The organism is Corynebacterium falsenii (assembly GCF_020099275.1).
GTDB classification, from domain to species: Bacteria; Actinomycetota; Actinomycetes; order Mycobacteriales; family Mycobacteriaceae; genus Corynebacterium; species Corynebacterium falsenii.
Map to the genome: position 1 here is coordinate 641,664 of NZ_CP083646.1, position 24,055 is coordinate 665,718.

Genomic DNA, 24,055 nt, shown 5'->3' on the forward strand with positions numbered 1-24,055 from the left:
CCCCTGATACAGGAGCCGGGCTTTAATTGTGCCTAAACAAATCCGAGCGAACGTGCCGGGAAAAGTACTCCAGGTCCTATGGAACCGGGGGCTTTGGGAGCCTACTGGGCCGGAGCCTCCACCGGAGCCGGTCCGGTCACGGAGTACTCCCAGGCCGACAGTCCAGCGGTTGCGCCCGCACCCTCGGCGACCACGATCTGCTTGAACGGGATGGCGGTGCAGTCACCGGCGGCGAACACACCGGGGATGTTGGTGGCGTTGTGGCTGTCGATGACGATCTCGCCCATCTTGTTCAGCTCAATGCCGGAGTCCTTCAGCCACTGGGTGTTCGGCACCAGGCCGATCTGCACGAACACACCGGAGAGCTCCAGCGACTTGGACTCGTCGTTGGTGCGGTCGGTGTACTTCAGGCCGGTCACACCCTTGTCATCACCCACGATTTCCGTGGTGGCGGCACTGGTGATCACGTCCACGTTGTCCAGCGAGTTCAGCTTGTCCATGAGCACGTCATCCGCGCGGCACTGCTCGCCGAACTCCAGCACGGTCACGTGCTTGACGATGCCTGCGAGGTCGATAGCAGCCTCAACGCCAGAGTTGCCGCCGCCGATCACGGCGATGTCCTTGCCCTTGAACAGCGGACCATCGCAGTGGGGGCAGAAGGTCACGCCCTTGTTGCGGTACTCCGACTCGCCCGGCACGTTCATCAGGCGCCAGTTCGCACCCGTCGCGATGACGACCTGACGCGCCTTCAGGGAAGCCTCGTCGCCGAAGTGAACCGTGTGCGCCTCGCCGGGGTTGGCGGCGGGCGTGAAGCCGGTGGCGGACTGAGCCTTCATCACGTCGACCTCGTAGTCGTTGACGTGCTCCTCAAGGGCAGCGGCCAGCTTGGGGCCTTCGGTGTACTTCTGGGAGATGAAGTTCTCGATGGCCATCGTGTCCAGCACCTGGCCGCCGAAGCGCTCACCCACCAGACCCACGTTGAGGCCCTTACGGGCGTCGTAAATAGCAGCGGTGGCACCAGCGGGGCCCTGACCCACGACGAGCACATCGAACTCGCCCTTCTCATTGAGCTTCGCGGCTTCACGAGCGGCGGCGCCGGAATCAAGCATGCGCACGAAGTCCTCGATGGAGGTACGGCCGGAGGTGAACTCCTCGCCGTTGAGGTACACGGTCGGCACGGCCTGGATGCCGTTGTCGTTGACCTCGTCCTGGAACAGGGACCCCTCCACGGCGGTGTGCTTGATGTGCGGGTTGAGCACGGACATCGTGTTCAGTGCCTGCACCACGGTGGGGCAGTTCTGGCAGGACAGGGACATGTAGGTGGTGAACTCCAGGTCCTTGCCATCCGCGGCCAGGCCCTTGACCTGGTCGATGACGTCCTGGTCTTCCTTGATGGGGTTGCCGCCGACCTGCAGCAGGGCCAGCACCAGGGAGCTGAACTCGTGCCCCATCGGGATGCCGGCGAAGGTCACGGCGATGTTCTCGTCGTTGCTGCGCACGATGGTGAAGGCGGGCTTGCGGTCGTGCGCGTCGTCATTCTGGCGGGCGGTGATCTTGTCGGACAGCTCGGCGATGTCCTGCAGCAGCTTCTCCAGGTTGGCGGACGCATCGCGGTCGTCGAGGCTGTAGACCAGCTCGATGTCCTCGGTAATGCGGGGCACCAGGGAGCCGAGCTGCTTCTTGAGGTTGTCATCGAGAAGTTGCTTAGCCATGGGGTCTCCTAAGTGTTCGGTTAGCTGAGTTTTTCGGTGAGTTTCTTTGGTGTGTTGTTGAGAGCGAGTTGCGGCGTGTGTGCGACCGCGGACCACCGCGGACCACGGCGCAAGACGGTGAGCGATTGAAAAGGAGCGGAAAAAGCTAGTGCTAGCTACAGCGCCAGGTGGAGCCCGTGCGGGAGCCACGTCGGACCCACACCGGCCCCGCGCTGGCAAGACAAAAGCGGACGGGCACCAGGCCCGCCCGCCAGCTCAGCCGACGAGCGGTTGCCCGCGACGCCGACCGAGGAAGGGTTGTCTCAGGCCCTGATCACAGACCTGCTCGGTGAGATCTGTCTTAGATCTTGCCCACGAGATCGATGCCCGGGGTCAGGGTGTCCTCGCCCTCTTCCCACTTAGCGGGGCAGACCTCGCCCGGGTGGGAAGCGATGTACTGAGCAGCCTTGACCTTGCGGATCAGCTCGGCAGCGGAGCGGCCGATGCCCTCGGCGGTCTGCTCGATGTACTGGATCACGCCTTCGGGGTCAACCAGGAAGGTTGCGCGGTCGGCCTGGCCGGCGCCCTCGCGCATGTTCTGGAAGTTGTTGGTCAGCTGGCCGGTGGAGTCGCCGAGCATGTAGTAGTTGGCCTTGCCGACCTCCTCGGAGCTCTCGTGCCATGCCTTGTGCACGAAGTGGGAGTCGGTGGATACGGAGTAGACCTCCACGCCGAGGTCCTTCAGCTGGTCGTAGTAATCAGCCAGGTCGCCCAGCTCGGTGGGGCAGACGAAGGTGAAGTCGCCGGGGTAGAAGAAGAAGATGGACCAGTTGCCCAGCACATCGTCCTTGCTGACCTCAACGAACTCGCCGTTGTGGAAAGCCTGGGTCTTGAAGTCGAGAATCTCGGTGTTGATCAGAGACATAGCGTTCTCCTTGTTTGCTTGTCGGTTCCGCTGACACCACCAACTATAGCCATTACCTTCACGTCTCTGCACGCCTATAGGTTAAACCTAATTAATGTGGGTGTAGTTTTAGCCTGACGCCACGCCACGTTTCCCCCGCTTTGGGCTTCTGATCTGCGACTATCAGGGGATGTGGGCAGGCTTAGTGAACGGGGGTAACACGTTGGGACGTTAAATAGGCTGCGCGCGTATCCAACCCCATGGCGACCTCCGAGATCAGCGGAGCCACGAACCGCTGCCGATGGTTCGAGTCAGACGCAGCACTGGCGGCGAAGTTTAAGGCAGCCAACGCGGAAAGGATGAACGACACCTTGATCAGGGTCGGCGCGAAGGGAATCCGGTAGTGCTCCCACAACGTCTTGTCCACCTGGGCCTGGGTCCATTGGAAAATGGTGGCGTCGGATACAGAAAGCTGGCCAAAAGCAAGGAAGAACAGGAACACCAACAGTGCGAAAAAGAGGGACTGAATAATCGTCACCAGGCTGGGGATGAGAACAATGTTGAGCCGCTCGGAACGGCGCAGATCGTCCGCGTGGTTGCTGAGGAGCTCCTGGACTTCGTCGCGGGTGGTGACGGACACGAGCAACAGTGTGAGCACTCCCAGGGCGGCCGCGACCTGAAGAATGCGCGGCCACGTGAGTGGCAACATGACTTGCCAGATCTCGGCGTTGTAAAACAGGAAAAGGCTGGCCAGGGTGAACAGGGGCAAGGTGCGCGCGATCATTGGGCCGAGGCTGAAAAGCTCTTGGCCCACGCGATGGATCGACCAGGACAGCACCGAGCCGATACCGATATACGTGGCGCCGAAGATGACCGCCGTGATGGCGACGCCCCAGAACAAAGCGGATAGCTTATCCGGCGAGGGAAACACCGGCAGCAAGATCGTGACCAGCGCGCCGGCCACGCCCACTGCGGAGGCGAAGGCGTGCGACCGCTTGCGGCTGGTCAGCACCGCGGCAATGATGCCGAGAATGGGGGTTGCGACGAAGAAGATGACCGCGCCGCCCAGCGGGGCATAAACCTCCTCGGGGAGGTCCAGGTCCGACTCGCCGTCCGTGATCGGGGAGTCGGCGAGGATCACCATGGCTCGATTGAGCAAGGCGATGGTGATCATGAAGCCTGCGACGAGCCACAGGGGAACGGCCACGCGGCGGAGCAGGTCCTGGGCGCGGTCGCGGGCGGAAAGAACCGACGGGAGGCCGAGCTTGCGCAGGGCAGTGACGAGCTCGCGGTGGGACGTAGGGGGAGCCGTGGTTACGGAGCTGGGCTGGGCGGGCTCAGTGTAGGTGCCGTCGAGTTGGTCGGCGACAGGGGAGATGTCGCCGGAGTCATCCGGGGAAGGAGAAGCAGACTGCGGAGAGCTGTTGATCATGTACATTAGTATCTCTCATACCGCAGCCGGTGGGTAGATGCGCGGGGGAGGGGGCTACTCAGCCTTATCAGCCGCGCTGCTCGTACCTGTCGCGCTGTTCTTGTCGGCCGCGCCGGACGTGTTGCCCGAGCCACCCTTCTGCCCCTTGCGCAGCGGCCACGACCGGCGTACGCGGAAGTTACTCACCCACTTGATCTGGGTCCGGCGCCGCAGATACTCAACGCTGAGCAGCAGGAACAACACCGCCCCGATGTAACCCAGCACGGGGAACACATAACCCACGATATTGCTGAACCCCCAGAACGACAGCCCAAAAGCCACCACTGCCGTGACACTGTAGACCACATGAAAACGCATGCTCCTGCGATCCTCCACGAAACGGCACGTGAACGCGTACGTCATGCCCAGCGCACTGTTGAAGATCATCGCGTAAATCGCGATAGACATCAGCGTGCCAGCCGCGCCGCTGACGATAGTCACCGAGGACAACATGGGGAATTGGTCCATTCCGACGTCGCCCACATTGACATAAATGGTGAAGGCCACCATGACCAAAAGGATGCCGAACAACAAGCCACCCGCCACACCACCGATGCCAGCCACGCGGGTGTTAATGAACTCGCCGCCGATGACCAAGCCCATGGAGACGATAACGATCATGGAAAACCCCAGGTAGCTGATCACCGCGATGACCACATTGGGCAGAGTACTGCTCGTGCTGGCCGCAGCGGCGTTGAGGGAATCGAGGCTCGTGGTGGCGTCGGAGGAAAAGGTCCAGACAGAATAGACGAAGGCGACGATGATGAGGATCACCATCAGCGGAGTCGTCCACGCGATGACCGAGCTGATGCGCTCGCTGGGGGCGTTGCCCGCGATGAGGACCAGGACCAAGAGCAGCACCGACCCGACCCACGTGGGCAAACCCCACATCTGATTGAGGTTGGAGCCGCCGCCCGCGAACATCACCGTGGACAGGCTGAACACCGTGGCGATGACCGCGATATCCAGCAAGCGGGCGGGAATGGGGCTAAACGACCGCTGGAACACCACATTGTGATCGCTGGGCTGGTGAAACGACCCCAACTGCAACAGGATTCCGCCGGCCCAGCCCATGAGCAGCGCCACAACAACCGCCCCGATGAGGCCACCCACCCCGAAGTGAACGAAAAACTGCAGCACTTCCTGACCCGACGCGAAGCCGGCCCCCACCGACAATCCCACGAACGCGAGCGCTACGGTGACGATCCTCTTGAACATGGTTCTCTCCGTCTGCACGCCGTTTCGGTGGGACGTGCTTCGCTTAGAAAATCCACATTAACACTCCGAATTGCTATGGCCAGCCCCTTCGGCGGATTGTGGCAAAGTTATATCCATGACTGATCGTCCGCTCACAAGGCACACAATCTTCCAAACCTCGCTGATGACCGCACTCCTCGACGGCATCTACGAAGGAGACATGACCGTTGGTGAACTCCTCGGCAAGGGCAACTTTGGCATCGGGACCTTCGATGGGCTCGACGGCGAAATGGTGATCGTTGACGGCGTGTGTTACCAGGTACGCCACGACGGCTCGGCCACCCGGGCCGACCTGGAGGCCTGCAGCCCCTACGCGGTAGCGACGAACTTCGTGCCGCGTATCCGCAGGAAGGCACCGGAAAATATCCGCCGCTCGGAGCTATCCGAATTCATCGACGGCATGACACCCAGCGAAAACTACATGTACGCGCTGCGGATCACGGGGCACTTCTCGAACGTGAAGACCCGCACCGTGGTGAAGCAGGAGAAGCCCTACCGCCCCATGACGGAGGCCACCGACGAGGACGAAGAACAGAACTTCAACGACATCTCCGGGGTGATCGTTGGTTTCCGTACTCCCATCTATGAGAAGGGCATTAGTGTGCCTGGGTGCCATGTGCATTTCATTGATGATGAGCGCCGTGTTGGCGGGCACGTCCTGGATTTCACCCTGACGGAGGGGGAGATCGAGCTGTGCCCCGGCACGGACCTCGAGCTGCGGTTGCCGCTGGATTCGGGCTTTTCTAAGGCGAACTTGGACCCGGAGGACTTGGACGAGCAGCTGCACAAGACCGAGGTGAAGGACTAGGGGGTTTGGGGTTTGGGGGTTTGGAGTTGGCCGGGGTGATGTTTGGGATTGGACCTGGCCGGGGTGGTGTTCGGCCGGGGTGGGGCGGGGGACCTGGCTCCGGGCTGAGGTAGGGGTGTTTTCGCAGTTCGGGAGGTGTCAATGCTGGCCTGCAAGTTTTGTCAAGGCGGGCTGCGAGGAAAGGGTCCAGAAGTGGACGGGAGCCTTGACTAATTTTGCTGCTGAGCCTTGACAGGCTCTCAACGGGCTCTCGATCGGCTATTTGGCGGGGATCTTGACGGAGTTTTGAGAGCCTCGGGTCAAGATCCTTGACGGGTTGAAGGGCAAGTCCTCGACCGCGGAGGCCGGACGGTCCCTGGTTGGCAAAGTGCCCCTAGTTTTCAAGGCTGTGGATAACTCACTCCACGTTCCACAGGTGCGCATATCAGGTAGGTGACTATCGGATGCGGTGAGTGCTTCACTATGGCCATGAGGGCTATGAGGGCTATGAGGGCCATGAGGGCCATGAGGGCCATGAGGGGCATTAGGGGTATTTAGGGGTATGAAGGGGCTGACATCGAGCAATGCTGTCGTCTTGAGGGAGTTAGGGGTGCAGACGACATTGGGGATCGAGGAGCTCAGACAATTTGGTGTCTCCGGGTATCAACTTCGTACCAGGTATTCCCGAGTTCTCAAGGGAGTTTACGTTCCCGGGCGGTCTGTAAGCCCCGTCAAAGACCATAGGGGTAAGGAACTGTTCGTCCTGGATGCTGTGGAACGCGCGAGGGCATATCACCTGGCGAACCCCAGGGCCGTGATAGCTGGATTCGGAGCCCTAGCCCTCGCCAAGATGAAGTATTTCGTAGACGAACAGCCAACACTGGCGCTGACAAAGAGCCCTAGAGACGACAAGCTATTTTTCCCCGGCCTGAACCTTGATACCCCGGGGAATCGCTTGCATACTCGGCAAGCCCGATGGGGGACTCCTTCCGGAAAGTTGTGGAGACCGGATTGCACTAACCCGGAACTCCATGCGGTTCGTCCCATGGTCGCGTGCGCTCAGGTGATCGCGGCTCTCGAATCTGGCGACGAGAGGGCCGTAGTGCCCTGGGATATTCCGGCTTTCTTGGAACCCTGGGGCAAGGAAATACGGCAGATTCAAATATTGGACGCCACCCTACGGACGCAACCAATCAGGAGGCGACGGGTAGACAAAGTCGTGGAACAGATTGCGGGGAGTTGCGATGAAAAGCTGTTCCGGTGGGTATGGGAAAGAGCGGATGCGGGGTCGGAGTCTCCACCGGAATCGCTCATGAGGATCCAACTGCGAGGAATACTGAAGAAAAACGGGTATGAATACCTGACTCAGGTTGCCATAGTGAGCGGTGATCGGGTTATTACCGTGGTCGACGCCTTACTCGTGCACACCACCAGGTTGCGCCTCGTGGAAGAGATCCCCAACCCCAAGTCTTGGAGTGAGGCATACCCTTGCCGAATTCTCAAAGTTCCGGACAAGGGCAAGGTTGGTGGAGGAGGCCAAGGGATTGTGGCGCTCATGTTTGATGGCAGCCATCACCTCAGCAATGAGCAGAAGAACCGCGATTCGGAAATCTCGGCGGTTCTTTTGGGTGCAGGTATTCCAGTGCTGCGGGTGACGATGGCAATGTTGAAAATCGGCGGCCGAGTGCCGGCCAGGGTGGAAAAACTTCTGTAGAGAGGTGGTGGGGAGGCAGGGCGCGCCGCGCAGTGCCGCGCCGCGCCAGCCCCTAGGCAAGTGCCTCCTAGTCACCCCAGGAGGAGACTGGGGTGGTGGGCGGCTGGTGGCGTCGGCTCAAAAATACCCAGCCCACCCGAGCCAACCCAGCCACTCCGCCAGCCGGAACGCTAGCCCTTCAGGGAATCCAGCGGGGTGAAGCGCTCGCCGTACTTGGCGGCCAGCTCCTCGGCGCGGGCAACGAAACCTGCAACGCCGGTGGTCGGGTAGTCCCCGCCGTCAACGTCAGCGGTCTTGCCCTCCGGCAAAGTAGCGGCGGCCGGGCGCGCGTAGTTCTTGATGTACTGGCGCGTGCCGCCGGTCCATGCGGGGAAGCCGATGCCCATGATGGAGCCGATGTTGGCATCTGCATCGCTGGTCAGCACGCCTTCATCGAGGCACTTCTGGGTCTCCAGAGCCTCGCTGAACAGCATGCGCTCGATCAGGTCGATGAAGGCCGGAGCCTCGGCGGGCACGTCCGCGCCGGCGGGGGTGCCGGTGGAGATGCCCTCTTCGTTGCCGTCGCCGGCGGAGGCGTGGCCTGCAGCCTTCTTCACGGCACCTGCGGCAGCGGTGTCCAGGCCGTGGCCGGAGAGGGCGGACTCGGCATCGGCGACCTTGACGGTGCCAGCGCCCAGCTCGTCCCACAGGCCGCGCCACAGGCCGGTGCGGCGGCCTTCCTCGTTGTACTCGTAGAAGCCCTTGCCCTCGAGCTTGCCGGGGCGGTCGTACTCGTCGAGCATCTTGTCGATGATGCCGGTCACACCGCCATCGTCCACGGAGATGCCAGCGGCCTCCTGGGCTGCCTTGGTCTCGGAGTTGATCTTGCGGGCCAGCTTGAGGTTCAGCTCGTCCTGCAGCTGCAGCGGCGGGGCGGGGTAGCCTGCCTGGCGGCCTGCTGCCTCGATGACTGCCGGGTCCACGCCTTCGACGAGCATGCGCATAGCTTCGTTGAGGAAGAAGCCGATGACGCGCGAGGTGTAGAAGCCGCGGGAGTCGTTGACCACGATGGGGGTCTTGCGGATCTGGGCGGCGAAGTCGAGGGCCTTGGCCAGGGTGGCGTCCTCGGTCTGCTCGCCGGAGATCAGCTCGATGAGCGGCATCTTGTCCACGGGGGAGAAGAAGTGGATGCCGATGAAGTCACCCTTGCGCTCCACGCCCTCGGCCAGGCCGGTGATGGGCAGGGTGGAGGTGTTGGTGCCGAGCACGCAATCGGAGGGCACAGCGGCCTCGATTTCGGCCCAGACCTTGTGCTTGAGCTCGGTGTTCTCGAACACGGCCTCGATGACGATGTCACAGTCGGACAGGTCTGCGTAGTCGGTGGTGGGCTTGATGCGGTCCAGCAGCGCCTTGGACTTCTCCTCGGTGGTGCGGCCGCGCTCCAGGGCCTTCTTCTCCAGGCCCTCGGAGTAGGACTTGCCCTTTTCCGCGGCCTCGATCTTGATGTCCTTGAGCACAACTTCCATGCCGGCCTTGGCCGCCACGTAGGCGATGCCTGCGCCCATCATGCCGGCGCCGACCATGCCCAGCTTCTTGAACTGGGTCTTTTCGAACTTCTCGCCGGAGGCGTTCTTCGGGCGGGAGCCGCCGCCGTTGATGTACTGCAGGTCGAAGAAGAATGCCTGCATCATGTTCTTCGCGGTCGGGCCGGTGACCAGTTCCACGAAGTAGCGGGTTTCCACGCGGGTGGCTTCTTCGATGTTGCGCAGCTGCGCGCCTTCCACAGCGGCCTTGAGGATGGCCTTCGGCGCGGGCATCGGGGCGCCCTTGATCTGCTTGGTGACGTTCGCCGGGAAGCTGGGCAGGAACTGCGCCAGCGCCGGGGTGGAGGGGGTGCCGCCGGGGATCTTGTAGCCCTTCTGGTCCCAGGGCTGGGTTGCTTCGGGGTTGTTCTTGATCCAGGTCTTGGCGGTGTCGATGAGTTGGTCGGCGGGCACGACCTCGTCGATGAGCCCGGCCTTCACGGCGGCCTCGGCGGTGAACTGCTTGCCAGTGGTCAGGACCTTCATGAGGGCGTCCTGGATGCCGAGCATGCGCACCACGCGGGTCACGCCGCCACCGCCGGGCAGCAGGCCGAGGGTGACTTCGGGCAGGCCGAACTTGGCGCCCTTCGCGTCGGTGGCGATGCGGTGGTGGGTCGCCAGGGCGATCTCGAGGCCGCCGCCGAGCGCCGCGCCGTTCATCGCCGCGACCACGGGCACGCCGAGGGTTTCGAGTGCGCGCAGGTCAGCCTTCATGCCGTCGATCTGTTTGGTGAGGGCTTCGGCGTCTGCCGGGGTGGCCTTGATCATGGACTTGATGTCGCCGCCGGCGAAGAAGGTCTTCTTCGCGCTGGTGATGACCACGCCCTTGATCTCGCCGGATTCCACGCCGGACTTGATCTTTTCCACGGTGGGGGTCAGCGCGTCCTGGAAGGTCTGGTTCATGGTGTTGACCGGCGCGTTGGGGTCGTCCATGGTGAGGGTGAGGATGCCGTCAGCATCCACGTCCCATCCGAACATGTTCTCGCTCATTGTGTTGCTCCTTTTTCTCGACGCCACCCTGCGGGCTTAGTGCGTCGACGCTGAGTCATGGGTTGTTGTGCGAAGTGCCTGGGGTTGAAGGGGGTCAGTGAGGGTGCGTCCTCGCTGGGGTTTGGGGTGCCCAGGCTGTGTTGGGTTTGTGGGCGCGGGGGTTAGATGCGCTCGATGATGGTTGCGACACCCATGCCTGCTGCAACACAGAGGGTGATCAGGGCGTAGCGGCCGCCGGTGCGGTGCAGTTCGTCCACGGCGGTGCCGGTGATGATGGCGCCGGTGGCGCCGAGCGGGTGGCCCATGGCGATGGCGCCACCGGAGACGTTGAGCTTCTCGTCGGGGATGTTGAGCTCGCGCTGGGCGCGCAGGACAACGGAGGAGAAGGCTTCGTTGATTTCCCAGATGTCGATGTCTTCGGGCTTGAGGCCGGCCTTGGCGAGGGCCGCGCGGGAGGCGGGTGCTGGGGCGGTGAGCATGATGGTGGGCTCCACGCCGGAGGTTGCCACGGAGACAACGCGGGCGCGCGGGGTGAGGCCGAAGTCCTTGCCGGCCTTTTCGGAGCCGATGGCCAGCAGGGCGGCGCCGTCGACGATGCCGGAGGAGTTACCGGCGTGGTGCACGTGGTTGATGCGCTCGAGCTGCGGGTACTTGGTCTGCGCCACGGCGTCGAAGCCGCCGTCGCGGCCGATGGCGGCGAAGGCCGGCTTGAGGCCGGAGAGGCCTTCCACGGTGGTGCCGGGGCGGATGGTCTCGTCGCGGTCCAGGAGGGTCACACCGTTCTGGTCCTTCACGGGGACTACGGTGCGGTCGAAGCGACCCTCTTCCCAGGCCTTGGCGGCGCGCTCGTGGGAGCGGGCGGCGTAGGTGTCGAGCTGCTCGCGGGTTACGCCGTCAAGGGAGGCGATGACGTCCGCGGAGATGCCCTGCGGGACGAAGTCGTTGTAGAAGTTGGAGTTCGGGTCGAGTGCCAGGGCGCCGCCGTCGGAGCCCATGGGGACGCGGGACATGGACTCCACGCCGCCGACGAAGACGAGGTCGTCCCAGCCGGAGCGGATCTTCTGTGCGCCGAGGTTCACGGCGGTGAGGCCGGAGGCGCAGTAGCGGTTGATCTGCAGGCCGGTGGCGGTGTACGGCAGGCCGGCGTTGAGGGCGGCGGTGCGGGCGATGTCCATGCCCTGGTCGCCGACGGGGGTCACGCAGCCTGCGATGACGTCACTGATGGCGTTGGGGTCGATGCCCGGGTTGCGCTCGACGAGGGCCTCGATGAGGCCGCTGAGCAGGTCAACGGGCTTGACGGTGTGGAGGGATCCGCCTGGCTTTCCCTTGCCTCGGGGGGTGCGGACGGCGTCGTAGATGAAGGCCTCTGGGGCGCCAGTGTTACTGGTCATGACAGTCCTTGGTTCCTAACTTCGGTCGTGACTAAAAGTCCGTGATCCGGTGGTGCGAAATGCACACCTTGTGTCCCACGCCACATTACCCGCTTTAGAGGCGAATAGTTGTAACCTTATCTGCAAATCTAGGGTTTCTAGCCCCACTGACTACCCCATCTGCAGCCGTCGCTGCGCTGTCATTGTTCAGTGTTGTCATTGTTTTGCGCTGCAGCTCTTCTATCGGCGCTCTCCGTCTTGAGCTGCAGTCTCTCCGTTTCCTATCCCTTTTCTTGGGGTGTTGGCGCTTTGGGGAATTCACAGCGAATGCTCGGCGAATGTTCGGGGAAGGCTCGGCGAAACATCCGCCACTGTGGGAACATAGGTCACCTGACGAAACATCTTTCACACTGACATGGGGAGACCGAACACGATGACCAAGCAGCCCTCTGCAAAGCTGACCTCTGACCTGACCTCTGACCCGTCCTCAGGCACCAACACCCGAACCCACCGCTGGCAGGCGAAGAGCCTCGCGGGAATCGCGGCCCTCGGTCTCTTGGTCGGCGGGGCCACCGCCTGCTCCGATGACGGAAGTAAGGATAAGGACAGTGGGGTGGCGTCGAGCGACGAAAAGGCCACGAGCAGCGCGGCGGTGAACAAAGACTCCAACCTCAACGAAGCGATTCTCACGCCGCAGGACGGGCCGCAGGGCGCGGAATACTTCAACGTGGGTGCGACCTTCAACGAGCGGCAGGGAGCGCACCCCGAGGACGCGCAAATGTTCAGCCAAATGGCGTCTGACACCACGTTCAACCCGCCCGAGTGCACGGGGCTGTACCTCTCCGGCGCGGACCTCATCGCGATGGTGGCGCGGGACCCGCAGAAGGTCGCGGCGGTGCAATACAGTGTCGGCGGTGCTGGCGACAATGCGGCCGAGCCCGCGAACCCCGAAGACCCCGCCGCGCAGGCCGAAGGCGACGCGGCAGTCGAACAGCCCGGCACCGACACGGGCGCCGACGGGGCGACCTACTCCGTGGTGCTCAGCGGATCCGATTCGAGCCCGAAGGTGCCCCAGGACATCGGGGCGTGCAAGACGTTCACCCGCGAATACACGCAGATGAGCGGCGCGCGGGTGATGAACTTCTCCACCACGCCGTGGGATGCGGGCATCGACGGGGCGGATGAGCTCGTCGCGGCGGAGGAGAAGCTGGATAACGTGACGGTCGGCGGGCAGGATAGCGACATGCCCGGCATCGGGGAGACCAACTACCTGATCGCGGGAACGGTCAACGGGGTGTACTTCCAGGTGGTGAGCCTGGGGAAGACGGCGAGCAAGGACGTGGTGAAGGAGCTGGCGCAGAAGCAGGTGGACCGGCTGCGCGGGTAGGGGGTCGTTGGGTAGGGGGAGTGGCTGATCAGAATTTTGTCAAGGCTAAATAGACAGTTTTCGCCAAAAAGTATGGGATAAGCCTTGACAAAATCCTGGTATTAGCCTTGACAAGATTTCGAACCAGCGCTGAAGAGGAGAAACGGAGCCCGAGGCCGGAGCTGGGAGATGAAGGGCGGGGAATCTGGGGCCTGGGGCACCCGGAACTGGGGGCTGGGGCACCCGGAACCTGGGGCCTGAGGAACCCGGAACTGGGAACCAAAGGGGAGAGGAATTCGGCCCTAGGGGAGGGCTAGCGCTTGCGCAGAACCAAGACCAAGTTCGAGACAGCGAATTCCCGCACGATGGGAATATTCACCATCCACCACGCCCACCACGGGTGGTAGCGGGGGAAGGATGCGAGAAGGTCGGCGTCGGCGCGGCGGGCGTAGGCCAGGCCGTCAGCTGCGGAGACGTCAAACAAACTCTCGCCCCAGCGGTTCTTCGGGCGCTTCCCATGGACCTTCTCATACCTCTGAGCTGCGAATTCACCGCCAACGTAGTGCTGCCACAGGCCGGTTTCGTGACCGCCGAACGGGCCCAGCCACACCGTATAGCTGTAGATCACCACGCCCCCGGGGCGGGTGACGCGCAGCATTTCGTCGGCCATCCGCCACGGATCGGGTACGTGCTCGGCCACGTTGGAGGAGTAGGTGATGTCGAAGGAGTCATCCAGAAACGGCAGGTCCAGGCCAGATCCCCGCACAGAGGACTGCAGCGTGATCCCCGCCGCTGCCATCTCGCCCACGTCCGGTTCGCAGGTGTAGTAGTCCGCCTGTTCGCGGTCGAAGGCCACGCCGAAATACCCGGGGCCGCCTCCGACGTCGAGAATCTTCTTCCCCGCCAGCAGGCTCGGCTCTGCATTGGAACCCTCAGTACCATCGGCCCCGCCTAGGCCAGAACCTCCAGCCCCGCTGAGGTCCTCACCACCATCCCCGCCCACAACGCCGCGGTACACATCCCGGATGAGCCCCACCGTGTCCTCGGCCAAGTGGCCGTAGAAGATGTCGGGCTGCGTCTGCTCGTACTTGAAGTCGTTCAGCAGCCCGAAGGAGCGGCGCAGCGTCGCGTGCTCCGCGAAGTACCGCAGGGCACTAGGAGCGGTGCCCGGAACTGCGCGAGCGATAGCACCCGGAATAACACGGGAAACAACGCGGGAGACAAGTCGAGGCAGTTTCACAGTGGAAACCCTACCGCAGCACCTCCGGCGACACGCCTGAGTTTCACCAACCCCACCCACACCACTGCTTACGTATCCACTTATATCTACTATTTCTTCGAATACCGCCCATGCCCCCACCAGCGCATTAAGATAGTACCCACCATGAAAATAGTGCTTCTGTGCTGGCGAGACACCAACCACCCCGAAGGCGGTGGCAGCGAACGCTACCTCCAAAGGGTCGCCGCCTACCTCGCCGACCAGGGGCACCAGGTCATCTTCCGCACCGCTAAGTACCCCGGCTCCGCCCGCCGCGAGGTCGTCACCGTCGACGAGGATGGCACGACGCCCCACGCGCCCGTCGTCTTTTCCCGCGGCGGCAGCAATCTCTCGGTCTACCCGCGCGCCCTCGCGGTTCTCCTTGCCGCACGCCTCGGCATCAAGCGCATCGGGTTCGGCCGCTTCTCTCACCGCTTGCCGCTGGCGGACATGGGCCGCCCGGATGTGGTCGTGGATACGCAGAACGGCGTGCCGTTCTTCGCCTCCCTCGTCTCCGGCGCGCCGACCGTCGTGCTCACCCACCATTGCCACCGCGAGCAGTGGTCGGTCGCCGGCCCGTTCCTGTCCCGCCTGGGCTGGTTCATCGAGTCGCGCCTGTCGCCCCTGATCCACCGCCGTTCGCCCTGGGTGACCGTCTCCGCTCCCTCCGCCGACGAGCTCGCTGAACTCGGGATCCCCCGCGATCACGTGCGTATTATCCGCAATGGCATCGATCCCGTTCCGGCGTCTCTCATACCCGACGCCCCACCGCGCCAAACTTCCTCCGCCAGCGATGGGACCTCAACGGTGCACCTCGTTGCACTTTCCAGGTTGGTGCCTCACAAGCAGATCGAGCACGCCCTCGACGCCCTCGCAGTTGTCATCCGCACGCATCCGAACGTGCGGCTGGACGTGATCGGCGATGGCTGGTGGTCGGAGAAGCTGCGCGAGCACGCCCGCGACCTAGGCGTGGAAGGGCACGTGGTGTTCCACGGTCACGTGTCTGAGGAGCTGAAGCATTTGCTCCTGGACCGGGCCGCGATCCACGTCATGCCGTCCCGCAAGGAGGGCTGGGGCTTGGCGGTTATCGAAGCCGCGCAGCACGGGGTGCCCACGGTGGGCTATGCCTCATCGGCTGGTCTGCGGGATTCCATTGTGGATGGCACCACGGGCCTGCTGTGTGGCTCGCCCGGCGGGCTCATCAATGCTGTGGAGTATCTGCTGGATCACCCCGAGGAGGCCGAGCGGATGGGCGCCAATGCGAAGGCCCGCGCCCAGGAGTTCTCTTGGGAGGCTACGGGTCAGGCGTGGGAGCAGTTGTTGCGCCAGCTTGGCTCTTGAGCCGCCGCAGCAGCGACCATAGCCACAGTGAGGCACCCGTTCCGGACACGGACCAGTACAGCACCAACCCCAGCAGGGTGGCGGCCTTGCGCCGGAAGTCGGACGGCGAGTTGGCCACCTGCGGATCACTCACTCGGTACAGGGCGAAGTTGTCGGCCGCGGCGGTTTCCCGGATGCCCGGCTGGGACAGCACAGACATGGCCTTGTCCATCTGCTTCTTGTCCTGGACGGATTCCCAGTCGATGAGCACCCAGCCCACCCCGTTTTCCCGGAGCGTGTTCCGCCCGTTCATCACGTCGCTGAGGATCCGCATGGTGGAGGGGTTGCCGTCGATGACCTTGCCATCGACCACGAGGAACCCCGGATCCAGCGGGTGGCCGGGGAGCAACTTCAGCGAGGGGGCGATGACCGGCCGGTCGCCAATCATGCGGTAGTTGCCCGGCGGCAACAGCAGGGTGGAGCCGCTCGGTGATGCCACAATGGCCGTGCGCAGCTGAGCCCAGGATTCCGGGACCGTGACCTCCTCGAGCGGGGCGATATCCCTGGGGTAAGCAGGAACCGACAGGACACACAGCCCGCACAGCGCCGCCGCGGCGATCGTGGGGAGGTGCCGGGGTCGGCGGCGTGGGGTGGCGTCGAAAAAGAAAGAACCCCTGCGGACATCGCAGCGTTCCACAACAGTGGCGATGAGCAGCACATATCCCGGGATCGCGAGGGCCACGAATTTGGACGTATCGCGGAACAGGCCCGCGCCGGGAACGTAGTGCAACAGCCCACCCATGAAGGCGATGCCGGGGCCGGTGGCCAGCAGGGCGGGCAGCACGACCGCGGCGACGGTGACGACGGCCACGGCGCGGTAGACCCGCCATAGCTCCCGTACCCCGAGCAGCAGGATGATGGCGAAGACCACGCCCGCGATGGAGGAAGCCACGGTGCGGGACGGGGGGATGGCGTCTGCGTTCCAGATGCCACCGAGGCCCGCCAGCGCGCCGAGGGTACCGACCCCAGTTTCCGCACGGGCGGCGAACGCGGCGGCGGAGGCCGGGTCGGCGGTGGCGGCGCCGGGGGAGGGCGCCAGGATCATGGGTAGCACCCAGGGCATAGACGCCAAACCGCAGGCCACCATATTGCAGAGCCGATCGCGGGACGTGCTGGAAAACAGCAGCGCGACCACGGCGGCGAGGATCAACCCGGAGGGCACCATGGCGCACGCGGAAATGAGCAGAAGCAACAGACCACGGTGCCCCGGACCCGCCGCGGCGAGGTAGGCGATGGCCGGCAGCATCATGCCCGCCGCCGCCAGGGTCCACTGGCCTTGGAGGAGGCGCTCGATGACGAACGGGTTCCACGGGACGAACAGGGCCACGGCCAGCTGCGCGGAGAATCGGGCGCCGGCCATCTCGCGGGCCATGGCAGCGGCGAACCAACTGCCCAGGGTGGCGGCCGCGATCATCAGCAAAGAGGCCAGCATGGATGCCGGGATGACGGGGCTGAAGATGGCCATGATGGCATCTTGCGGCAGTGCGCGCGGTGGCCCCTCCGCCGAGCCGAGGGTGTTGGCGTTGGCGATCATGCGGTAAGGCACGAACATGTCCCGCAACATGAACGCCCGTGATTCGCTGGGGCGCAGGCCGAGCCAGAACGGCCACAGCGTCACGATGGAGATAACGCACGACCACCCTGCCAACACCCACCAGCGGGCGGGGGACAGGGTGGTCGGGGGAAAGTCGGCACGTGAGCGCTCGGGGAGGGCGGCGGTCGGTTGCGGGGAGCTCACGTGCCTAGTGTAGCCAACGGGCAGGACACTAACGGTTGTCGAAGCTGTTGCCGTGGTTGTTGCCGTGCTCGTAGTGGTCGTACTCCTCACCGGCAGCGGCGCTGCGCTTGGAACCGCGGGCCAGCACGAATCCCACGACGAGCAGCAGCACGCCGATGATGCCCAAGGTCCACGGCAGGATGGTGCCCATGAGGCGCAGCTTGTTCTTGCCCTCCATGGCCTTGTCCATCTGTGCATCCTTGGAAGCCTGGTTCCACTTACCGGGGTAGAAGGTCGCGGTGCGGGTGGGGTTGGCGATCTCCTGGTCGCGGTTCTTCGCGATCTCGTCCGCCTCGGCCTGGTCCTGCGCGTAGTACTGGAACACGTCCTCGTTACCGTTGACGATCACGCCTGTGTCCGGCTGCACCCAGATGGTGCGGTGCACGGTGTAGTAGCGGCTCATCTCCACCTCGGGGCCGAGGTCGTCTTCCTTCTTGTCGCGTGCGTCCACGGCTTCTTCGGCGTCAGTCTCTTCCACCGGCGGCTCGTTGTCCGTGACGTTGTTCTTGCGGATCTGATCCTCGGTAAGTCCCCACACCTTGGCGGGGAACTTCAGGCGCAGCGCGGCCAGGGTGCCTTCGTCGGCCACGGAGATGTCGCCATCTTGCTCCAGGCGCTCGCGGATCGCGGAGTACAGCTCGGTCGGCGGCACGGTCTGCTCGAAGCGGTAAACCTTCTGGCCGTCTTGCTCTTCCTCGCCCACGAAGTCGATCGGGCGGGCCTTGAGGATCTGCATGTCGAAGTAGTCGTAGGACTTCCGGTCAGTGCCCATGGGGAACTGGTAAGTGATACCCGTGCGGGTAAACGGTGCCACGGATGCCTTCACCTCACCCGGGCCGCTCTGCGCCGGGGCGTTGATCTGCACGGTGGATACGGGGTCCGGTACGGGCATCTGGGTCTTGCGATCCAGGGTCACGCGGTCGATGGAGGCGCTGAGCAGGTTTTTCGGCTCCTCCCGGTCGTTGCGGAACAGAGTCTGGCCGACCTCGAGGGTGATGACCTTGTCGTTCGAGGGCTCCTGGGCAGTGGTGAAGCGCTGGGACTGCATGTCCAGGCCCTTCCACATAAAGCAGCTGATCTGGGGGTTCTTGCCTTGGCACTCGGGCTTGGAGCCGTTGTCTTGAACGGGCTTGCCGGAGGCGAGTGCGGAGGCATCCAGGAGGTTACCGGGCGTGGGGTCGGTGGCGGTCGTCGAGACCACGTCGAGGGGTAGAACCTTGCCCTTGGGGACTACGTAAGTGGGCAGTGCAATGGCGAAAACCAGAAGCATGGCGCCGAGCACAACCGCCGCGTAGGCGAAAAACTTCCTCATAGGACTTATTTTCCTGACTCTGTTCGATGGAATAGCTTGTCATACTGTAGCGAATGGAAACTTGTTTTAGTGACAAATTTGAATATTTCGTTGTATGCAACTTCAGCGGGGGCGTTCGGTAGACTGACTAGCCGTGAGATCCCCGATGTCCCGCCCGCCGGCGCCGTTCCTGCCTTCTCTGGAGGGCCTGCGCGCGGTGGCGTGTAGCGGCATCATCATCACCCACGTTGCGTTCCAAACCGGGTCGGATACGGGTTCGCTCATTAACCGCATGATGGCGCGCACGGATTTTTTCGTCCCCGTGTTCTTCGCTTTGTCGGGTTTTCTTCTGTGGCGGCGGCATCGAACTGATTTTTCTTTTTCGTTCGACGCCACCAGCCGGCGCACCATCGTGGGCTATTACGTGAAACGCATTGGGCGCATCTTCCCGGCGTATTTGGCCACGGTCCTGATTGTCATTGCATTCTTTCCGGTTGCCGAGCGCCCATCGGTGGTGCAGATCTTGGCGAACGTGACGATGACGCAAATCTACGTGCCCGATGGCCTCGTGGGCGGGCTGACTCACCTGTGGAGCCTGTGCGTGGAAATGGCGTTCTACCTGGTGCTTCCCCTGCTGGCCATCTGTTATGGGCGCATCACGCAGCGGTGGCGCATCACGGTGATCGTGGCGCTGTCCGTGCTGAGCTTCGGCTGGGCTTTCATCCCCGCCTTCGCTGATCCGCCCCCGCCGGGAGGCCTCAATCCGCACATCATGCCACCGGCCTTCACGGCGTGGTTCGCCGTGGGGTTCATCGCCGCGGAGCTGGAGGCGATGGTGCTGGCGAAGGTGGATAACGACCGGCGGGAGGAGCTGGCCGTGGTGCGCTTCCTGGCGCGGTTCCGCTGGCTGTTCTGGCTCATCGCGGTGGGTGCGCTGGCCGTGGCGGCTTCGGATGGGCCGGAGGGGTTGACCCACTCCACCCCGGCGGAGTTCGCTCGCCGCACGTTCTACGGGCTGATCTTCGCCGCGGCGCTCATCATTCCCTACGCGGTGTCCCCCAGGTCGCCGTGGCTCGAGTCCGCCGGGATGCAGGCGCTCGGCAGGTGGTCGTATTCGATCTTCCTGTGGCACATGTCGATGTTGTCGCTGGTGTTCCCCCTGCTGGGAATTGGCTTGTTCCAGGGCTACGTCATCCCCGTGCTGCTGGGTACGTTCGTGCTCACGGTGCCGGTCGCAGCCCTAAGTTACTCGCTGGTGGAGGAGCCTTCGCGCCGCTGGATCAACTCTTGGTGGAAGGGTGTGGACGCGCGCTGGCGGGAACGCGGCACCCAGCGCAGCACTGAGCGCAGCACCACGGAGGCCACGGCCACGCCGGTCGCCCCGGCCACCAGCCACGAATCGCCGGCATAGCTCAGCCCGCCCCACGGGCCACGCGCGGCGAGCAGCACCAGCACGAAGCTCGAGGTGCCGAACGCCACGGGGAACGCGTACCGCCTGATGCCTCTGCGTGCCGAGGGCTCACTGGTGGTCACTGCAGCGACCGGGAGGCGGGATGGCGTGGGGTGGCGTCGAGAAGAAAAGACCATGAGCGCTGCGGCCAGGAGCAACAGCACCGCCGCGGCGGCCCCGGCCAGCAGCCACGCGCGGTACAGGTGCGTACCCGCGAACGTGATCGTGACCAGGCCAGACGCACCCGCGGGCACAATCCAACCCTGCTGCCAACCGTTGACCGTGACGGGCGTGAGGCGCGTGCCGTCCAACGTGGCCACGCGGCCGGGGTTCGCCTGCGACGGGGAGAACAGGATGCGCTGCTGATCCGAGGCGGCGAGGTTCGTGGACTGCTCGCCGTGGCCGTCCGGGGTTCCAGCCGGGGTGTCAGACTGGGTGAGCGGCTGCGCGGACGGGGTCTCGCGCACGGCGGCGCCATACAGCGGCTCGGCCACGGTCAGCGACACCCACCGATCCTTGGCCTCCAACCTGTGCGGGCCCGCGGTGAGGGTGAAGACCTCTCCGCAGGGGTGTGCCACTCCGTCGATGGTCACGCGAGCATCCTGGCCCCGCACGCAGCGATCCGTGTGCACCACCACCGGAAGCTCACCGGGGCGCTCCGGGGTGCCGCCGCCGACCGTGGCGGGCACGGTGAACTCGCGGGTCATGACACCCTCGGGGATCTCCTGGCCGTAGACCCAGCGGTTCGGCGCCGGGTGGGTCGGGTCGGTGGGCCACTCCGGCAGCGTGGGCACCCGGTGGGGAGTGACGTTCGTGGTGGAATCGCCCTGCGTGCTGATGACCGTGGCCGAAGAAATGCCGAAGTCACCGAAGGTGCCCACGATCGTCACGCGCACGGTATCGGCCAGGCCAGCGGGCACGGTGATCACGTTATCCTCGCCGGAGCGCACCGTGGCAGTCGTGCTGGCGACCACGGACCCCTGTGCCTGCGAGGGGTCGATGCGCTCACCGATCTGATCGGGGTGCTGGTCGTTGTGGCGCAGGTACGTGGTGACCTGCACGCGCGCCAGCGACCCTTGGGTGCGCAGCTCGAGGCCCAGGTTGGCGTAAGCCTTCGGGAGCTGGAACTCGATGTACTGGCCCGCGGCTTGCCCGGGGGCGGGGCGCCACGCGGTGAAAGTGGAACCATCGACCGCTGAGGTGGCCGAGGAGTAGGTCTCGGCGCCTCCGAATGAGGTAGGCGACGCCGCCGTGGACGATGCCACCACGGCCCCACCGGTGCCCACGACCTGGGTGTAGTCGCTGGCGGGGAGGGGAGTGTTGTCCGGGCTGGAGGTGTTGCGGACCGGGTAGTCGGTGATGGGGTTGAGTAGCGAAGAGGGGTCCTTGGATGACCGGATCTCCGAATCCGCGTGGGTGACGTTGCCGTAGTTGTGCTCCCGGAGGGCAGGGGTGTCGGTGGCGGTCTGGGATGGCGCCAGGGCGGCATCGTCCGGGGCTTGCCCGGCGAGGATGCGGGTGCGCGGGGTGCCGGTGCGGCCCAGGGCGCCGTCAGCGGAGTTGAGGCGGGGGAGGGCTTCGGGGCCGGCGGAGACGACCTCGACGTTGCGGGTGTCGATGATGCGCAGATCGCCGGCGGTGCCAGCAGCGGGAGCTGGGGTGGGGTCGACCCGGTAGATCGTGATCTGCTCGTCTGTGGCGCCCGACTTGTCGCGGTTCTGACCGCTCTCGCCGCCAAAGGTGGCCACGGGTGTGAAACCGCCGGAGTATTGCAGCGTTTTGTCCACCTGCTTGGCGCCCGGGGTGTCAGCTGCCCGCGTGAGGTCCCTGCGGACCAGAACGTAACCCACGCCCTGGCTCCACAGGGTGCCAGACAGTGAAGGGATGGCCACGCCGGTGTTGAGCTGCTGCTGCACACCGTCGAGCGCACGGATGGCCTCCGGCTGCACCAGCGGGACGGAATCGCGGACCACCCACGGCACGTCGAGCAGTGGCTGAGCGGGTTCGTCCCTGGTGTTGCCCCAGGTCTGGCGTGCAAACCGGGCCTCCGGCAGGATCATCGTGCGCGGGGTGACATGCCCCGGCGAGGCCTGAGCATGCTCGTTGAGCCACCGCGCGGCCTCGATCCAGTAGCGGGGGACGCCGCGGTAGGCGTCGGCGGCGGGAAGCTGCCCGGACCACCCGGGGGCGGTGGCCACGGCCAGCAGCAGGCTCACGGCGATGGCCTTGACGACCTGCGGGTTTTTCTCCGGGTTGCGCCAGGCCACCCACTTGTTCCGCGAACGCCCCGGCCATTCCAGGCCACGGAGCCCGTGGGCGATGCCCACCACCAGGGCGATGCGCACCACCGGATCGAACTTGTGCAGGTTACGCAGCGGGGCGCCGGCACCGTCGAGGAACTCCCGGACAGGTTCGGCGATGGGGGAGAAGGGGGCCACGGCCACGATCATTGCCGACATGCCCACCAGCAGGATGAGCAGCCAGCGGCCAGCAAAGGCCAACCCCGGCCGGGACAGCCCCCACAGGCCGATGAGGGCAACGATGAGCGTGGCGACGATGAACACTGGCTCGGTGACCAGTGCATTTCCGGCCGGGCGTTCTGCGGAGATGAACGGCGTCCAGCTCGTGGCTCCGCGCAGCACCTCCATCGGGTTGAGCCAGCGCGTGGTCAGCGAGGCCGACTCGATGTAGTCGGTGAACGGAGGAGAGTACTTGCCCAGCAGAATCAGCGGGCCGATCCACCAGAAGGTGGCGAGCACTCCGGCGGGGATCCACCACATGCCGAAGTACAGAGCGCGCCGCCGCTGGGCTGCTCGCAAGACTGCAGCGCGCCGCGAGCCGGCGGCACCGGCGGCACTGCTGGCACCGCTGCTTCCCGCGCCGAAGCCCACCACGGCCGACAGCCAAAACAGTGCCGCCGGAATAACAGCCACGGCCGTGGCCACCGCGTTAACCGCGCCGAGGCACAGGATCGCCACGCCGCCGAGCAACCCCTGCGTTGCGAGATAGCGCTTCGGCAGGCGGCCGCCCGGCTCGCGAGCACTCGCCCCGGTGGCGCTGCCAGCCCCGGTAGCGCTGGTAGCGCTGCCAGCACCACCTGCGCTGCTGTGCCGCCCCGAATAACTTCCCGCACTCACCGCGCGCACCACGAACAGCAGCACCCACGGCACGAGCGCGCACACCCACGCCTCGGAACTAATCGCTCCAAGAGTGGTGAGGATGCGCGGCGACAGCGCAAACAGGATGCCCGCGATCACGCGCGAGCTGCGGCTGCCGATCCCCCGATCGCCAGCCGCCTCCAGCAGCCGCACCGTTCCGGCAAACGCAAGCCACAGCAGCAGCGTCCACCACAAGCGCTGCACAATCCACGCCGGGAGCCAGCTCAGCAGCGCAAAAAACAAGCCGTGCGGGAACAGGTAACCGTAGGCCTGGTTCTGCAGCTGCCCCAGCGGGAACGTGTCCGTCCACGGGTAGAGGGCTTGGCGGAGGAACCCCCACGGGTCAGCCGTGAGGTCGAGCTTCGTGTCCGCGCTGATCAGCCCCGGCGATTGCAGAAAAGCAAAAAGCCCCCATGCCAGAGCACACAGCGCAAGGGTCCTACGGCTGAGTGGGGCGTGTGGGGGCGTGGTGGCGTCGACCATGGTGGATCCTCCACGCGGGGATGCGGCGGAGGGAGACATCATGGGACGCTAAGGAAAATCAGGGCAATCGCGCGGGCGCGGGCGGGCACAGGCATCAGGCAGGGCACACTAAAGAGGCGACCCGCGCCGCATCCCACCCACTCAGG

14 protein-coding genes and 1 pseudogene are annotated in these 24,055 nt (G+C 64.6%); 5 read left to right on the forward strand and 10 right to left on the reverse strand.

What is annotated here, in order from left to right; genetic code table 11:
* Nucleotides 1–101: 101 nt before the first annotated feature.
* From ahpF to LA343_RS02935, 4 genes are all read right to left on the reverse strand, one after another.
* The gene (gene ahpF, locus LA343_RS02920) at nucleotides 102–1,712 is read right to left on the reverse strand and encodes an alkyl hydroperoxide reductase subunit F (RefSeq protein ID WP_025401867.1); all 1,611 of its coding nucleotides are present in this window, start codon (nucleotides 1,710–1,712) and stop codon (nucleotides 102–104) included.
* A 340-nt stretch (nucleotides 1,713–2,052) separates the two neighbouring features.
* Nucleotides 2,053–2,616, reverse strand: coding sequence for an alkyl hydroperoxide reductase subunit C (gene ahpC / locus LA343_RS02925; protein ID WP_025401868.1), 564 nt, complete (start codon nucleotides 2,614–2,616; stop codon nucleotides 2,053–2,055).
* 181 nt (nucleotides 2,617–2,797) lie between these two features.
* Complete coding sequence (locus LA343_RS02930; protein ID WP_144084466.1) at nucleotides 2,798–4,027, reverse strand: hypothetical protein; 1,230 nt, start codon at nucleotides 4,025–4,027, stop codon at nucleotides 2,798–2,800.
* Nucleotides 4,028–4,081: 54 nt separating this feature from the next.
* Nucleotides 4,082–5,284 carry a YkvI family membrane protein gene (locus LA343_RS02935; RefSeq protein WP_025401870.1) on the reverse strand — a complete coding sequence of 401 codons (1,203 nt, stop codon included), beginning with the start codon at nucleotides 5,282–5,284 and terminating at the stop codon, nucleotides 4,082–4,084.
* A 115-nt stretch (nucleotides 5,285–5,399) separates the two neighbouring features.
* Here LA343_RS02935 and budA point away from each other — a divergent pair, with 115 nt between their 5' ends.
* Together budA and LA343_RS02945 are read left to right on the forward strand one after the other, a co-directional pair.
* Nucleotides 5,400–6,131, forward strand: coding sequence for an acetolactate decarboxylase (gene budA / locus LA343_RS02940; RefSeq protein ID WP_039910836.1), 732 nt, complete (start codon nucleotides 5,400–5,402; stop codon nucleotides 6,129–6,131).
* A 541-nt stretch (nucleotides 6,132–6,672) separates the two neighbouring features.
* Nucleotides 6,673–7,824 (forward strand): PDDEXK family nuclease, encoded by a 1,152-nt coding sequence (locus tag LA343_RS02945; protein ID WP_025401872.1) that lies wholly within the window; start codon nucleotides 6,673–6,675, stop codon nucleotides 7,822–7,824.
* 170 nt (nucleotides 7,825–7,994) lie between these two features.
* On the opposite strand, the gene LA343_RS02950 is transcribed toward LA343_RS02945, so the two are convergent.
* Together LA343_RS02950 and LA343_RS02955 are read right to left on the reverse strand one after the other, a co-directional pair.
* Nucleotides 7,995–10,376 (reverse strand): 3-hydroxyacyl-CoA dehydrogenase NAD-binding domain-containing protein, encoded by a 2,382-nt coding sequence (locus LA343_RS02950; RefSeq protein WP_025401873.1) that lies wholly within the window; start codon nucleotides 10,374–10,376, stop codon nucleotides 7,995–7,997.
* 161 nt (nucleotides 10,377–10,537) lie between these two features.
* Nucleotides 10,538–11,767 (reverse strand): acetyl-CoA C-acetyltransferase, encoded by a 1,230-nt coding sequence (locus LA343_RS02955; RefSeq protein WP_025401874.1) that lies wholly within the window; start codon nucleotides 11,765–11,767, stop codon nucleotides 10,538–10,540.
* A 412-nt stretch (nucleotides 11,768–12,179) separates the two neighbouring features.
* On the opposite strand from LA343_RS02955, the gene LA343_RS02960 reads away from it, so the two are divergent.
* Nucleotides 12,180–13,133: a hypothetical protein gene (locus LA343_RS02960; RefSeq protein ID WP_025401875.1), complete on the forward strand. Its 954-nt coding sequence runs from the start codon at nucleotides 12,180–12,182 to the stop codon at nucleotides 13,131–13,133.
* Between the two features lie 292 nt (nucleotides 13,134–13,425).
* Here the strand turns inward: LA343_RS02960 and LA343_RS02965 are convergent, their stop codons facing one another.
* A complete protein-coding gene (locus LA343_RS02965; protein ID WP_081737391.1) occupies nucleotides 13,426–14,298 on the reverse strand; it encodes a class I SAM-dependent methyltransferase in 873 nt (290 codons plus the stop codon).
* Nucleotides 14,299–14,496: 198 nt separating this feature from the next.
* Between LA343_RS02965 and LA343_RS02970 the strand changes: the two genes are divergently transcribed.
* Nucleotides 14,497–15,711 (forward strand): glycosyltransferase family 4 protein, encoded by a 1,215-nt coding sequence (locus LA343_RS02970; protein WP_025401877.1) that lies wholly within the window; start codon nucleotides 14,497–14,499, stop codon nucleotides 15,709–15,711.
* Here the strand turns inward: LA343_RS02970 and LA343_RS02975 are convergent.
* Together LA343_RS02975 and LA343_RS02980 are read right to left on the reverse strand one after the other, a co-directional pair.
* A complete protein-coding gene (locus LA343_RS02975) occupies nucleotides 15,665–17,488 on the reverse strand; it encodes an MmpA family trehalose lipid delivery protein (protein WP_025401878.1) in 1,824 nt (607 codons plus the stop codon). The two genes, LA343_RS02970 and LA343_RS02975, sit on opposite strands and share 47 nt — an antisense overlap.
* Nucleotides 17,489–17,516: 28 nt before the next feature.
* The gene (locus tag LA343_RS02980) at nucleotides 17,517–18,839 is read right to left on the reverse strand and encodes a cell envelope lipid trafficking protein PgfA (protein ID WP_025401879.1); all 1,323 of its coding nucleotides are present in this window, start codon (nucleotides 18,837–18,839) and stop codon (nucleotides 17,517–17,519) included.
* 145 nt (nucleotides 18,840–18,984) lie between these two features.
* Here LA343_RS02980 and LA343_RS02985 point away from each other — a divergent pair.
* Nucleotides 18,985–20,004 (forward strand): annotated as a pseudogene (locus LA343_RS02985) (acyltransferase family protein); the annotation flags it as partial.
* A gap of 59 nt (nucleotides 20,005–20,063) precedes the next feature.
* On the opposite strand, the gene LA343_RS11840 reads toward LA343_RS02985, so the two are convergent.
* Nucleotides 20,064–23,951, reverse strand: a complete 3,888-nt coding sequence (locus LA343_RS11840) for an alpha-(1->3)-arabinofuranosyltransferase domain-containing protein (protein WP_081737248.1) — start codon at nucleotides 23,949–23,951, stop codon at nucleotides 20,064–20,066.
* Nucleotides 23,952–24,055 lie beyond the last annotated feature (104 nt).

Bases quoted from the DNA above. Each gene is read 5' to 3' on its own strand.
- budA (WP_039910836.1), top strand. From the start codon at position 5,400: ATGACTGATCGTCCGCTCACAAGGCACACAATCTTCCAAACCTCGCTG.
- LA343_RS02930 (WP_144084466.1), bottom strand. From the start codon at position 4,027: ATGATCAACAGCTCTCCGCAGTCTGCTTCTCCTTCCCCGGATGACTCC.
- LA343_RS02955 (WP_025401874.1), bottom strand. From the start codon at position 11,767: ATGACCAGTAACACTGGCGCCCCAGAGGCCTTCATCTACGACGCCGTC.
- LA343_RS02960 (WP_025401875.1), top strand. From the start codon at position 12,180: ATGACCAAGCAGCCCTCTGCAAAGCTGACCTCTGACCTGACCTCTGAC.
- LA343_RS02945 (WP_025401872.1), top strand. From the start codon at position 6,673: ATGAAGGGGCTGACATCGAGCAATGCTGTCGTCTTGAGGGAGTTAGGG.
- LA343_RS02935 (WP_025401870.1), bottom strand. From the start codon at position 5,284: ATGTTCAAGAGGATCGTCACCGTAGCGCTCGCGTTCGTGGGATTGTCG.
- LA343_RS02950 (WP_025401873.1), bottom strand. From the start codon at position 10,376: ATGAGCGAGAACATGTTCGGATGGGACGTGGATGCTGACGGCATCCTC.
- ahpC (WP_025401868.1), bottom strand. From the start codon at position 2,616: ATGTCTCTGATCAACACCGAGATTCTCGACTTCAAGACCCAGGCTTTC.
- LA343_RS11840 (WP_081737248.1), bottom strand. From the start codon at position 23,951: ATGATGTCTCCCTCCGCCGCATCCCCGCGTGGAGGATCCACCATGGTC.
- LA343_RS02970 (WP_025401877.1), top strand. From the start codon at position 14,497: ATGAAAATAGTGCTTCTGTGCTGGCGAGACACCAACCACCCCGAAGGC.
- ahpF (WP_025401867.1), bottom strand. From the start codon at position 1,712: ATGGCTAAGCAACTTCTCGATGACAACCTCAAGAAGCAGCTCGGCTCC.
- LA343_RS02980 (WP_025401879.1), bottom strand. From the start codon at position 18,839: ATGAGGAAGTTTTTCGCCTACGCGGCGGTTGTGCTCGGCGCCATGCTT.